The sequence below is a fragment of the Collinsella sp. wc0583 genome (genome assembly GCF_046116915.1).
Lineage (GTDB): Bacteria > Actinomycetota > Coriobacteriia > Coriobacteriales > Coriobacteriaceae > Collinsella.
Genome location: NZ_JBJXBN010000002.1, coordinates 31783 through 45410 on the forward strand (window position 1 = coordinate 31783; position 13628 = coordinate 45410).

The 13628-nt window shown below is 59.9% G+C and carries 10 protein-coding genes and 5 tRNA genes; all 15 read left to right on the top strand.

What is annotated here, in order from left to right:
* The first annotated feature begins 224 nt into the window (after positions 1 to 224).
* The 15 genes from ACKUUJ_RS01880 to ACKUUJ_RS01950 all read left to right on the top strand — a co-directional run bounded on the left by ACKUUJ_RS01880 (position 225) and on the right by ACKUUJ_RS01950 (position 13533).
* Positions 225 to 1553, top strand: coding sequence for an ATP-binding protein (locus ACKUUJ_RS01880; RefSeq protein WP_409064475.1), 1329 nt, complete (start codon positions 225 to 227; stop codon positions 1551 to 1553).
* A gap of 15 nt (positions 1554 to 1568) precedes the next feature.
* On the top strand, positions 1569 to 3275 hold the full coding sequence (locus ACKUUJ_RS01885; RefSeq protein ID WP_409064476.1) for a DnaA ATPase domain-containing protein: 1707 nt from the start codon (positions 1569 to 1571) through the stop codon (positions 3273 to 3275).
* Positions 3276 to 3513: 238 nt separating this feature from the next.
* The gene (gene dnaN / locus ACKUUJ_RS01890; protein WP_409064477.1) at positions 3514 to 4617 is read left to right on the top strand and encodes a DNA polymerase III subunit beta; all 1104 of its coding nucleotides are present in this window, start codon (positions 3514 to 3516) and stop codon (positions 4615 to 4617) included.
* A 9-nt stretch (positions 4618 to 4626) separates the two neighbouring features.
* Entirely contained in the window at positions 4627 to 5733 is a 1107-nt protein-coding gene (gene recF / locus ACKUUJ_RS01895; protein WP_409064478.1) for a DNA replication/repair protein RecF, read from the top strand.
* The gene (locus tag ACKUUJ_RS01900; protein ID WP_409064479.1) at positions 5720 to 6283 is read left to right on the top strand and encodes a DciA family protein; all 564 of its coding nucleotides are present in this window, start codon (positions 5720 to 5722) and stop codon (positions 6281 to 6283) included. Before recF ends, ACKUUJ_RS01900 begins: the two co-directional genes overlap by 14 nt.
* 105 nt (positions 6284 to 6388) lie before the next feature.
* On the top strand, positions 6389 to 8419 hold the full coding sequence (gene gyrB / locus ACKUUJ_RS01905) for a DNA topoisomerase (ATP-hydrolyzing) subunit B (RefSeq protein ID WP_409064480.1): 2031 nt from the start codon (positions 6389 to 6391) through the stop codon (positions 8417 to 8419).
* Positions 8420 to 8460: 41 nt separating this feature from the next.
* A complete protein-coding gene (gene gyrA / locus ACKUUJ_RS01910; protein ID WP_409064605.1) occupies positions 8461 to 11178 on the top strand; it encodes a DNA gyrase subunit A in 2718 nt (905 codons plus the stop codon).
* A 300-nt stretch (positions 11179 to 11478) separates the two neighbouring features.
* Positions 11479 to 11555, top strand: a tRNA-Ile gene (locus ACKUUJ_RS01915).
* Between the two features lie 67 nt (positions 11556 to 11622).
* A tRNA-Ala gene (locus tag ACKUUJ_RS01920) sits at positions 11623 to 11698 on the top strand.
* Positions 11699 to 11702: 4 nt separating this feature from the next.
* A tRNA-Ile gene (locus ACKUUJ_RS01925) sits at positions 11703 to 11779 on the top strand.
* 67 nt (positions 11780 to 11846) lie between these two features.
* Positions 11847 to 11922, top strand: a tRNA-Ala gene (locus ACKUUJ_RS01930).
* Positions 11923 to 11926: 4 nt separating this feature from the next.
* A tRNA-Ile gene (locus ACKUUJ_RS01935) sits at positions 11927 to 12003 on the top strand.
* 159 nt (positions 12004 to 12162) lie between these two features.
* Positions 12163 to 12663 (top strand): bifunctional nuclease family protein, encoded by a 501-nt coding sequence (locus ACKUUJ_RS01940; RefSeq protein WP_368141474.1) that lies wholly within the window; start codon positions 12163 to 12165, stop codon positions 12661 to 12663.
* Positions 12664 to 12696: 33 nt separating this feature from the next.
* Complete coding sequence (locus ACKUUJ_RS01945) at positions 12697 to 13053, top strand: hypothetical protein (protein ID WP_409064481.1); 357 nt, start codon at positions 12697 to 12699, stop codon at positions 13051 to 13053.
* Between the two features lie 30 nt (positions 13054 to 13083).
* Positions 13084 to 13533, top strand: a complete 450-nt coding sequence (locus ACKUUJ_RS01950) for a hypothetical protein (protein ID WP_409064482.1) — start codon at positions 13084 to 13086, stop codon at positions 13531 to 13533.
* The last annotated feature ends 95 nt before the right edge of the window (positions 13534 to 13628 follow it).

The following is a 13628-nucleotide window of genomic DNA, read 5'->3' on the forward strand; positions in this document are numbered from 1 at the left end:
TGCGTAGTTCACACGGTTCCCCCATAAGCTCAACCGAAATTTGCGCCGCATTACAACTTTTCACGATATTTCATCGAGTTTTCGACAGGTCATGTTGGCAATGTTGAGAACTTTTCGCCTGTTTTCCAAAGTTTTCAACAGGTTTTGAAAAGTTGTCGAAAGATGAGAAACATTGCACGGTGAGCTACTATTTGTTCGAAACCTTTTGAAAGATTGCGAGCGGCATGTCTGACGACTTTTACACCATGGTCGATTCCGGAGACCCGGCACCCGACAACGAGCACATCACCGGCGTGCGCGAAAAGCGTGGCGAGGAAGAGCAGGCCGCTGCGAAAACGCAGACTGCCATGTATGCCGCACGCATCGCGGTCTATGACGACATGCTGTCGACGCCGCGCGTCATCGTCATCGAACCTAAGGACGTGCGCACCTATCTGGAAGAGACAACCAACACCGTCTACCAGTGCATGAAAGAACAGGGCGGGCACATCTCGCTCATGGTTATCCGCGAGATTGTCGAAAACTTTATCCACGCCCACTTTGCAGAGCCCATCATCTCGATCCTAGACGGCGGCGACACCATCCGATTCGCAGACCAGGGACCGGGGATCGACGACAAGGAGCGCGCGTTCGACTTTGGCGTTACCAGCGCAAACAGCAACATGAAACGATACATCCGCGGAACCGGAGCCGGGTTTCCCATGGTGCAGGAGTACCTGGAAAACGCCGGCGGCGCTGTATCCATCGAGGACAACATGGGCAACGGCACCGTGGTCACGGTAAGCCTGAATCCCAAGCGCGTACAGGAAATCGAGCGCGCCGGAGGGCGAGGGGCCGCCGTGCGCCCCGAGACGGAGCAGCCGGCGTATCCCCTATCCAGCACGTTTGCACAGCAGCCCGTGGCGCAGCAGATGCAGCAGCCTGGAAGTTTTCCCATGCAAGACCCCCAGACACCGCTGGGCAACCCAGTGCAAAACATGCCGGAGGGGATAGGCTCGGCAGATCCGGACACAGGCGCCGTGCAGCAGACGGCGGCCATGCCAAACGTCGCGCAAATGGGCTACCAACCGTACCCACAAGGGTATCCTCCCCAATATATGCCGCAGCAGGGATATGCCCAGCCGTATCCACAGCAGTATCCTCAGCCGTACCAGCAGCCGTATCAGCAGATGCCGCAGGGAAACCTCAACCCCTGGACTCAGCAGATGCCGCCGCAGCCTTACCAACAGTGGCCGCAAAGTTTTCAACAGCAGATGCCGCCCATGCAGAGTTCTCAACAACCAGCAGCTCAAATGATGTATCCTAATGCGGCGAATCAATACGCACAACCGCAGTCGGACGTGTTTATAAGCGAACGCGGCAACGCTGCATTAGGGTATCTGGCCCAACATCAAGAGTGCGGCGCGACGGACTTGGCGCGGGCGTTTGGAAACTCTGCACCCACCTGGTCGCGCACGCTCAACGATTTGGCGCAGACGGGCTTGATAGTCAAACATGGGCAGAAATACCATCTGACCGAAATCGGAAGCGCTCGCGTGCGGGCCCAAGATTAAGGAACGGGAGAGACAGTGGACGAGGAAGCAAGCATCATCCTGGGGGATGCCATCGCCTTTTGTCAGCGCGACGGCCAAGATGCGCGCCTCATCAACATGCTGGGGCAATCGCGTGCTGTGAGCCTGACCGAGGACACCTTGACGATTGAGGCCCCCTCACGATTTGCCATCGCTCAGCTCAAAAAGCATCAGCCGACCATCGAGGCGTACCTGGAAGAGATCGCCTTTGCACCGATTGCGCTCAACATCGTGGCACCACAGGGCTCCGCGGCAGATAACGCCGCACCCGCGGCACCCGTCGTTCCCCCGGCGGCGCCAGCTACCACCACAGTGTCGGCTCCCGAGCATCAAATCGGCGATGTTTCCCGTGAAACCATGCCCACCGTCTCGACGCCGGCGGCCCCCATGTCCGCTGCCACACACATGCCTATCGCGCACGACGCAACACCGGGCGAGAATTCGGGCATCGCAATCAAAAACACGCTTTCGGCCGACGATTTCCGCCGCATGATGAACCAGATGAAAGGCGAGGCGCCTGCAAAGAGTGCAAAACCAGCCTCCACATCGCCCATGAGCGTCCCCGCAGCTGCGGCACCGATCGAGCAGAACACCGACGGCGCGCCGCTCGCGGCCAACTCGAAATTCACCTTCGAAAACTTTGTCTACGGCCCAGAAAACAGCCATGCCTATCGCTCAGCCCTCAAGTTTGCCGCGCTCGCGGACGAACGCGGCACATGCACATCCCTGTTCATCTATGGCAAATCGGGGCTGGGCAAGACCCATCTGCTGCTCGCCATCAAAAACGAGCTCGCCGAAAAGTCGCCCGAGATCAAGGTAAAGTACGCCAACTCACAGGCGTACCTCGATGACCTGATGACGGAGTTCGACCGCCAAAAGAAGAGCAACGCCCCCATCATGCAGGCATACCACGACGTGGACGTGCTCATCATCGACGACATTCAAAACATCATCGGCAAGCGCGCGAGCGTGGACTACTTCTTCCAGCTCATGGACGAGTTTATCCGCAACAACAAAAAAGTCGTCATCGCAGCCGACCGTGCGCCCAAAGACCTGAGCATGGACGAGCGCCTTACCAGCCGTTTTAATGCCGGTATGCTCTGTTTGGTGGCGGAGCCCAGCTACGAGATGAAATACAAGATCTTGCAGCGCTACTACGAGAACACGATAGCCGCCGCACCCGAGGCGGGTGACGACTCGCTGCTGGCGGCCTATGGCGGCGATGGTGGGCATCTGACCGACGAGCACTTTAAGCACATGGCAGAAGTCTCGGGAACCAACATCCGCGAACTCGAGAGCTTCTGCGAACGCTGCGCCGGCGAGGCAGGAGACCGCGAACGCGAGGGCAGCGAGCTCAGTTTCGACGACATCGACGCCATCGCAAGTCAGTACTTCGATACGTCGGCCAAAAAGATCAACGTGCAGACGGTCCAGTCTGTCATTGAAGAGCAGTACGGCGTGACGCACGAGGAGCTCATCGGCCCGCGCCGCAACGCCAACATAGCCAAAGCCCGCCATATCGCCATATATCTGGCCATCGAGATGTGCGAGATGACGACTACGGCGGTGGGCGCGGAGTTTGGCAACCGCAACCACTCAACCGTCAGTACGAGCTATAAAAAGGTTCAGAAGATGATTCAGGAAGACCGCACCATAACCGAGGATCTCAAATCGCTGCGAGATAGAATTACACTGCGCTCGTAGGGAAATAGAGACACCTGTTGAAAACTTGTCGAAACGCCGGGCATAACGTGTCTAAAACTCGCCCCAAGGCGACGAAAAGTTTTCCGCAGGTTTTGAACGTGGAAAACACGGTCGGTTGCGCACAGGTTGCTGTCGATTCTCTTTTTGGGGTTGACCAGCGCTTTTGGGAGTAATCAACAGTTTCGTCAGTGCTATTACTATTATTAAGATATTTATATCTATAGAAAGGTATTAAAAGATGAAGTTTACCGTCAGCCAAAGCTCGCTCACGCAAGCCATTGGCGTCGTTATGAAAGGCGTCGCTTCGGCATCTACCCTTCCCATCCTGTCGGGCGTGCTCGTTAAGGCGCAGGACGGCATCTTGGAATTCCAAACCTCTAACTACACCATCTCGATTCGTCATCGCATTGCCGCGCATGTCGAAGAAGAGGGCGAGATGGTGATTCCCTGCAAGATGCTCTCGAACATTACGAAGACCCTTCCCGACGCCCCGGTTACCTTTGAGCTCTCGGAGCGTCAGGTGCTGATCGGATGCGAGAAGAGCTCCTTCCGCCTCAACACGCTCGACGCCAACGATTTCCCCGAGTTCCCCGCCTATGCCATCGAAAGTGCGGTGGAGCTCCCGACCGATATCCTGTCCGAGATGGTCAGCCGCGTGTGGCGCGTCACTTCGACTGATAAGGCCCGCCCCGTCCTGGGAGGCGTGCACATGAAGGTCGAGAACAACACCGTGCGCCTGGTGGCAACCGACTCCTTCCGTCTGGCTGTATGCGACACCCAGGTCGAGACCTCGACGCTCGAGGGGTCCTTTGAGCTCAACGTTCCGGCCGACGCCTTCAACGACGCCCTGAGCATCATGGCCAGCCAGGCGACCATCATGATCGGCGCCACCGACACCCAGGTTGTCTTTGAGGCCGGCAACACCACCTACGTGTCGCGCCGTATCGAGGGCGTGTACCCCAACTACAAGCAGCTCATCCCCGATTCGTGCGTGACGAGCGTCAAGATCGACGTGGCGGCTTTTAATGCCGCCCTCAAGCGCGTGGCGGTCATCGCGAGCGCGAACCCCGCAGTCAAGTTCGAGATCGATGTCGAGAACGGCCAGATGGGCCTGTCCTCCATCTCCAATGACCAGGATCTGGCGCAGGAGACAATCGATGTCGAGGCCGAGGGCGAGTCGGGCACCATCGCCTTTAACTACCACTACATCTTTGGCTGCCTCAATGCCCTATCCAAGGAGAAGGAGATCACGCTGGAGCTCAAGAGCTACTCGCAGGCGGGTATCTTTAAGTCCTACGACAAGATCAACTATCTGTACCTGGTCATGCCGGTTCGCATCTAGCGCTGCGCCATGACCATGTTTGCCCGCAACCTTTCCGTCGCGCGCTACCGCAGTTTCGATAGCTACCGTCTTGACCTGGACGAAGGCGTGACGGTGCTTGCGGGACCCAACGCGGCGGGAAAGACCAACCTTATAGAGGCGCTGCAGCTTTTGACGAGCGGCGCCTCGTTTAAGCATCCCACCGCTACCGAGCTCGTGCACGACGGCACGGGCTCGTGCAGGCTCGAGTTGAGACTCGAGGGCGATGGCCGCGTGCTCGATATGGGGCTGGGCGTTGAGGACGGCAAGCGCTCGTTTAGCCGTAACGGCAAGAGATGTTCGGCCGCCGGCGTGCGCGGGGTTTTGCCGAGCGTGCTTTTTTGCCCCGATCATCTGGATATGGTCAAACGCGGTGCCAGCGTGCGTCGGGCCGCCCTCGACGACTTTGGCGTGCAACTGAGCGCCCGTTACGCCGACCTGGCGAGCACCTACGGGCGTTGCGTGACGCAGCGCAACGCCCTGCTCAAGGAGTCCTGGTGCTGCCGCGAGATGCTCGGCGCATGGAATGACTCCATCGCTCGCGCCGGGTCCGCCCTGCTCGTGCATCGTTTGGCCCTGCTCGACCGACTGGCAGGCCATGTGCGCGCCGCGTATGGGCAGGTGGCGTCCGGTGAGGACGCAGGCGTGTCCTATGTGTCCACACTGGGGGATTTGCCTCAAACCGAGGGGCGCGAGGAACTTAAGGGCTGGGCGTACGAGCATATGCTCGCGGCCCTCGATGAGCGTGCCGATGAGGAGATGCGCCGCGGCGTGACGCTTGTGGGTCCGCATCGCGACGAGATTGAGTTTACCGTTGCGGGTCGATCTGCCCGTTCGTTTGCCAGCCAAGGGCAGCAGCGAACGCTGGTGCTTGCCTGGAAGGTGGCAGAAGTGGCCGTGGCGCGCGATATCCTGGGCACCGCGCCACTGCTGCTTTTGGACGACGTGATGAGCGAGCTCGATGCCGGGCGTCGAGGCGCTTTTCTGCAGCTGATCGGTGATGACATCCAGACGGTCATAACCACCACCAACTTGGGGTACTTTACTGATGACCTGCTTGAACGAGCCAAGGTGGTGAGCATGGGTGAGGCGTGCTAATTACGAGCGCGAGAACGGAACGGTTGCCTTTGGCGGCTTTTTGGATGCCGAGCGTCAGCGCATCCTGGCGGCCGCGACACCTGAGCGCCGCGCGCAAATGGAGGCTGCCGAGGAGTCGCGCGCGGTCTATCGTGCCTGGAATGCGGTGTGCTCGGGCACGCGCGAGGGACGCCACGTGACGGGCCTACGCTACCTGCCCGAGTCCAATGAGCTGCTGGTGTATCTCGATTCGCCCTCGTGGACGCAGGAGATGACGCTGCTGCGCGAGATCATCCGGGCGCGCATGGAGCGGGCCGGCGCGCATGTGGACGGCCTGGTGTTCAAAACGACCGCGCTCGGTCACACGCCGCCGGCTGCCAAGGAGCGCCTGCGCCCGGCCGTGACCGAGCGACCGCCGGTTCCGCACGCCGATCTAAGCGAAGCCGAACGCGGCGAGATCGAGCGCCAAGTGGCGCCCATCGAAGACCAAAAACTGCGCGAGGCCCTCGAGAATGCCATGAGAGCCAGTGCCGAGTGGGTCAAGGGCGTGCAAAGCAAGAAAGAGCCTTAAATCGCATCTGGTGGCCTTGTAGAGCCAAATACCCTCGCTCCCGAGGGTATTTTTTTACGATAAACTAGTAAGGCTGTACACATTTTCTTAGCTGAAGGAGGACGTGTGGCAAACGAAAACGATTACGATGGCGGCGAGATTAAGATTCTCGAAGGTCTCGAGGCCGTTCGTAAGCGCCCGGGCATGTATATCGGCTCGACGAGCGCCAGCGGCCTGCATCACCTGGTGTGGGAGATCGTTGACAACTCCGTTGACGAGGCCATGGCCGGTTTCTGCACCGAGATTCACGTGACGGTCCACGCCGACAACTCCATCACGGTCGTCGACAACGGGCGAGGCATCCCCGTCGACGAGCATCCCATCAAAAAGATCCCGACGCTCGAGGTCGTTATGACGATCCTGCACGCCGGCGGTAAGTTCGATAACTCGGCCTACAAGGTCTCGGGCGGACTGCACGGCGTGGGCATCTCCGTCGTCAACGCACTGTCCAAGCGCGTGGTCGTGCAGGTGCGCCGTGATGGCAGCGTCTACGAGATGGAGTTCTCGCGCGGCAAGACCGTCAAGAAGATGGAGGTCGTGGGCACCTCGGATTCGACGGGCACCACCGTCAGCTTCTGGCCCGACGACGAGATTTTCGAGACCTGTGTCTACGATTTCGATACGCTGCACAACCGTCTGCAGGAGACGGCGTTCCTCAATAAGAATCTAAAGATTGTGCTGACCGACGAGCGCGAGGCGACTCCCCACGTGGAGGAGTTCTGCTACGAGGGTGGCATCATCGACTTCGTCAAGTTCCTCAACGACGGCAAAGACGTTCCCGAGGCCTTCAAGGAGCCCATCTATATCGAGGGCAAGTCGGATCCGGATGCGCCCGTGACCAAGATGGGCGAGGTCGAGGTGTCCCTGCAGTGGAATGCCGGCTACGGCGAGAACGTCATGTCGTTTGCCAACGACATCTACACCCCCGAGGGCGGCATGCATCTCGAGGGTTTCCGCACCGCTCTCACCCGCGTGATTAACGATTACGCCCGCAAGCAGAACCTGCTCAAGGAGAAGGACGCCAACCTGAGCGGTGACGACGTGCGCGAGGGCCTTTCGGCCGTCATTTCGGTTAAACTGCCCGATCCGCAGTTTGAGGGCCAGACCAAGGCCAAGCTCGGCAGCTCCTACATGCGCGCGCTCACGCTCAAGATCGTGACCGATGGACTGACCGATTATCTGGAGGAGCACCCCAAGCCCGCCCGCGAGATCGTCAAGAAGGCCCAGCAGGCCTGCAAGGCCCGCAACGCCGCCCGCAAGGCGCGCGAGGCGACCCGTCGCAAAAGTCTGCTCGAGACGGCGTCGCTGCCCGGCAAGCTCGCCGACTGCTCGGTGCGCGATGCCGAGCTGACCGAGCTCTTTATCGTAGAGGGCGACTCGGCAGGCGGTTCGGCCAAGGACGGCCGTCGCCGAGACATCCAGGCGATTCTGCCCCTGCGCGGCAAGATTTTGAACGTCGAGCGCGTGGGTGACCACCGCGCGTTCTCGAGCGACACCATCCAATCCCTGATCACCGCGATCGGCTGCGGCGTCACGACGAGCGCCGGCGACGGTGGCGACTTCGATATCAGCAAGGCGCGCTACCACAAGATCATCATCATGACCGATGCAGACGTTGACGGTGCGCATATCCGCATCCTGCTGCTGACGTTCTTCTACAAGTACATGCGCCCGCTGATCGATGCCGGCTATGTCTATGTTGCCTGCCCGCCCATCTTTGGCATTAAGGTACGCAACAAGATCCATTACGTGTATCCCAACGGCCGCCAGCCCGAAGACGAGATTCTGCGCGACACCATTCAGAGCTTGGGCCTGAACCCCGACGACAACGACGAGGACGGCAAGGCCAAGGACGGCAAGATCACCAAGAAGCGCAAGGGCTATACCGTTCAGCGCTACAAGGGCCTGGGCGAGATGGACCCCAAGCAGCTTGCCTCGACGACGATGGACCCCAAGACCCGTATCCTGCAGCGCGTGTCGATCGAGGACGCCGTGGTGGCGGACCGCGCCGTGCGCGAGCTCATGGGTTCCGAGGTCGGCTATCGCCGTGAGTACATTGAAAAGCATGCGCATGATGCACGATTCCTTGACGCTTAAGAGGAGGTAACGTGGCAGACGATATCAACAACAACGAGGGTATGGACGAGGCCGGCGACGCCGGCATGCCCGATGATCTGAAGCGCCTGCTCGCCCGCGCTGAGCAGGGCGAGGACGGCGATCCGGATTCCTATAACCCCGACGCCGAGGATGAAGAGGATGAGGATGACGACGCCGAGCTCGAGGAGAGCTTCGGTGCGGTCGATCGTGGCGCCTCGGCCGGCGAGGATATCAACGGCGGTCAGCTCCAGATTTCGGAGTTCGGCCGCGAGATGAAGCAGTCGTTCATCGAGTACTCGATGTCGGTCATCACGGCGCGCGCCCTGCCGGACGTGCGCGACGGCCTAAAGCCGGTGCACCGCCGCATCCTGTACGCCATGAACGAGAGCGGCATCTACCCCAACCGCCCGCATAAGAAGTCGGCCTGGACGGTCGGCGAAGTTATCGGCAAGTACCATCCGCACGGTGACTTCGCGGTTTACGAGGCCATGGTTCGTCTGGCGCAGTGGTTCTCCATGCGCACACCGCTCATCGATGGCCACGGCAACTTCGGCAACATCGATGGCGACGGCGCGGCGGCCATGCGTTATACCGAGAGCCGCCTGGCAAAGCCTGCCATGGAGCTGCTGCGCGACCTGCAAAAGGATACCGTCGACTGGCAGCCCAACTACGACGAGTCGCTCGCCGAGCCCGTGGCGCTGCCCGCGCGCTTTCCCAACCTGCTGGTCAACGGTAGTCAGGGCATCGCCGTCGGCATGGCCACCAATATCGCCCCGCATAACCTCACCGAGGCGATCGAGGCCACCTGCTACCTGATCGACAATCCCGACGCCACCGTCGACGAGCTTATGCAGATCATGCCCGGTCCGGACTTCCCCACCGGCGCCATCATCATGGGCAGCGCCGGCATTAGGCAGAGCTACGAGACCGGTCGCGGCTCCATTACCGTGCGTGCCAAGGCTCACGTGGAATCCACCAAGACCGGTCGCAGCCGCCTGGTCTTTACCGAGATCCCTTACATGGTCAACAAGGGCACCCTGCAGGAGAAGATCGCCCAGCTCGTGAACGACAAGCGCATCGAGGGCATCTCGGACATGCGCGACGAGTCCAACCAAAAGGGCATCCGTCTGGTCATCGAGCTCAAGAAGGGCGTCATTCCGCAGGTCGTGCTCAACAACCTGTATAAGTACACCTCGCTGCAGACGACTTTTGGCGCCAACAACTTGGCGCTCGTCAATGGCGTTCCCAAATGCCTGAGCCTGCGCGAGATGCTGCAGCACTACATCGACCACCAGGTCGACGTCGTTACCCGCCGCACTCGCTTTGACCTTAAGAAGGCCCAGGCGCGTGCCCATATCCTCGAGGGCTACTTGATGGCTCTCGACCATATCGACGAGGTCATCAGCATTATCCGTTCCTCGCAGACCGACTCCGAGGCAAGCGGCCGCCTGATCGAGCGCTTTGGCTTTACGCCCGAGCAGACCACGGCCATCCTCGAGATGAAGCTGCGCCGCCTGACTGGCCTGGAGCGCGACAAGATCCAGGAAGAGCTGGACGGTCTGCGCCGCGCCATTGCCTACTACGAGGACCTGCTGGCGCATGAGGAGAAGATCCTGGGCGTCATCAAGGAGGAGATGCGTGAGATTTCGAAAAAGTTCGGCGACAAACGCCGCACCGAGATCAGCCATGTCGAAAAGGATCTGGATGTCGAGGACCTCATCGCCGACGAGGACATGGTCGTGACCATCACCCACACCGGCTACGTGAAGCGCATCCCGGTGGCTGCCTACCGCGCCCAGAAGCGCGGCGGCAAGGGCGTGTCGGGCGTCAACCTTAAAGAGGACGACGTCATCGACGAGATGTTTATCGCATCCACGCACGAGTACGTGCTGTTCTTCTCGAGCAAGGGCAAGGTCTACCGCCTGAAGGTACACGAGCTGCCGGTGGGTACGCGCCAGGCGCGTGGCACCGCGATCGTCAACCTGCTGCCCTTTGAGGAAGGCGAGAAGATCGCGAGCGTCATCAGCTGCCGCGAGTTCCCCGCCGACGAGTACCTGATGTTTGCCACCAAGAGCGGCATGGTCAAGAAGACCGTGATGAGCGCTTACGACCGCAGCCGCCGTGATGGCCTGATCGCCATCAATCTGAGAGACGACGACGCGCTGCTCGCCGTGCGCCGTGTGCGCGAGGGCGACAAGATCATCCTGGCCACCACTGCGGGCAAGGCGATCATGTTCCCCGAGGACCAGGTTCGCGCCACGGGACGCGACACCAGCGGCGTTCGCGGTATTAGCATGAAGGACGGCGTGAGCGTTTTGGGTATGGAGGTTACCAACGGCAACGGCGACCTGTTTGTCATCACCGAGCGCGGCTACGGCAAGCGCACGCCGGTCGCGGACTATCCGGAGCAGAACCGCGGCGGTCAGGGCGTCTACACCATCCAGATGACCGAGCGTAAGGGAAACCTCGCGGCCATGAAGACGGTGGGTCCGCAGCACGAGCTGTTCATCGTGACGGAAGGCGCGACGGTCATTCGCGTCAAGACCGATGAGATTAGCCAGACCGGCCGAGCCACCCAGGGCGTCAAGATGATGACCGTCGACGACAACGACCGTGTGTGCGCTGTCGCCCGCATGACGGCAGCTAAGGAAAAGCCCGAAGGCGAAGGCGCCGAGGCCGAGGCAACGGTCGATGCCGAAAATACCCCAGTCGACCTAGGCGACGGCAACGACATGCCAGAGGATCTCCTAGACGAGTAAGAGGCCCTAGCTGGTAGAAAATATCAGACCCCATATATCGGCGGTCGGCGCACTGCGCGCCGACCGCTTTTTTGAAAACCTCGGGACTCGCGTTCGCCCCGGCCGCACGGCGGCATGTGAAGTCGATCGCGAGTTCCGCACGAGCCAGAGAGCACTTAATGTGCTCTCTGCGCGAGTCGGGACTGTCCGAGCAGGCGACTTCACATGCCGCCGTGCGGCCGGGGCGAACACCCTCCAAAGATTTTCAAAAAAGTTGTTGACGCGCGCGTAACGACTCGTCTAATATATCCCTTGCGCGATGGACCTGTAGCTCAGTTGGTTAGAGCGTCCGGCTGATAACCGGGAGGTCACAAGTTCGAATCTTGTCAGGTCCACCACTTTCTTTCGCAATAAACACCCCAGCGAGAGCCGAGTCGCCGCTGGGGTGTTTATTACTGTCTCCGTGGGGGTTTAGCTCAGCTGGGAGAGCGCGGGCTTTGCAAGCCTGAGGTCAGGGGTTCGATCCCCCTAACCTCCACCATGATGGACCTGTAGCTCAGTTGGTTAGAGCGTCCGGCTGATAACCGGGAGGTCACAAGTTCGAATCTTGTCAGGTCCACCACTTTCTTTCGCAATAAACACCCCAGCGAGAGCCGAGTCGCCGCTGGGGTGTTTATTACTGTCTCCGTGGGGGTTTAGCTCAGCTGGGAGAGCGCGGGCTTTGCAAGCCTGAGGTCAGGGGTTCGATCCCCCTAACCTCCACCATGATGGACCTGTAGCTCAGTTGGTTAGAGCGTCCGGCTGATAACCGGGAGGTCACAAGTTCGAATCTTGTCAGGTCCACCATCAAAACTGTGAAGAGCCTCGAGGCATGGCCTCGGGGCTTTTTTCTTGTGTGTGATAAAACTCATTTTGGTTTTGTGTGCTGTGCGAAAGATTGGGTAGTATAGCTATTCAATGCGGCGAAGGCGCCGCGTGTTAACCGCTACGTACCGGAGGTGTTCCATGGTTCGTGTCGACATAGAGACCATCGTCATGGCCGCCGGTCCCGTGCCATCGCTTATCGTACTTCGCGAGCGCTGCAGCAAATCGGACTCCCCTGCGCCGCTGCGCTCCCTTTCTATCCAAACTGGTTCGTTTGAGGCTGCGGCTATTAGCCGCGGTATCGACAGCGGTCGTGCCGAGCGCCCGATCGCCCATGACCTGCTGCTCGACACGCTTGATGCCCTGGATGCAAAACTCGAGCGCATCGAGATTGTCCGTGCCGAGCCTCCCGTGTTCTATGCGACGGTCGTTGTTTTGGCCGACAGCAACGAGCATAGGATCGATGCGCGTCCGAGCGATGCCATCGCCCTCGCCGTGCGCAGCAATGCTCCCATGTTTGTTGAGGACGACATCATGAACCGCCTGGGGACCGTCTCTCCGGTTGCCGAGGAAGTCGATGACGAGCAGGAATTTGAGAAGTTCGACGAGTTCGTCCATACGCTCTCGCCCGATGATTTTTAAATGACGAGTAGCCATGAGACGGAGTGTGCACTGATGGGTCGCGGCGTTTCAGCCGAGGCCGCCGCCATTGCCCGCGAGGCCCAGATGCGCTCGGAGGCATCCGAGGCCGCACGCATTGCCTATGTGACGCAGGCCCGCACACTTCGCGAGCGCCGTGCCTCCTTTATCAAGATGGTTGCCGCCTCCGCACTTGTCGCGGTAATCTCATCGCGCCTTCGTGGTACAGTTGGTGCGCTTGGGTTTTCGATTTCGACGGGCTTGGTCATCTGGGGCGTGGTCGATGCCGTGATGCTGACTAACCAGATCAAGGTACTCGATAAGCGCGCCGCCGATATGATGCGCGCCCGCGACGCCGCCGCCAAGATCGCTGCCGAGGCACAAGAGATGTAACGACGCCGGACTCGATGGGAAGGTCTAAAAATGGCACAGGATATGCAGGACGCCGGAAACGTCTCCGCCGAGCTCGACGCCATGGTGTGCGACCTCATCGGGGCATTTTTAGACGATCTTGCCGCTGGTGAGAACCCCGGCGTTGTCGTTGCGATCGAAGACGCCGTGTCCAACCGCTATCTGGCGGCACTCGACGAGGACGGCGAGGAGGCATGCCTCGAGGCTGCCACCAACTTTATCTCCGAGCACAAGATGGGCCTTAAGGACGAGGGCCTGGGTCGCATCGCCCGTTACGCCATCGGCTACACCGGTTGTGTCGAGATCGATGGCGGCTACCATGACGCCCTGCTTGTGAGTTTCTTTGAGACGACGCTCGAGAGCGGCTTTTCGGCATACGTACTGTACGAGGGTGTGGGCGCCGGCGATGGTTTTATGTGGAGCGACCCTGAACCTGCAGGCGAGGAAACCCCTCTTATCTAAAATCGCTAAAATAAACGAGTTTTCGGTAAAAGGCTCAAAATTCCCGCCGAACGTTGTGTTGCTGGGCGGGTCGCATACGCGTGCCGGTTGTATAT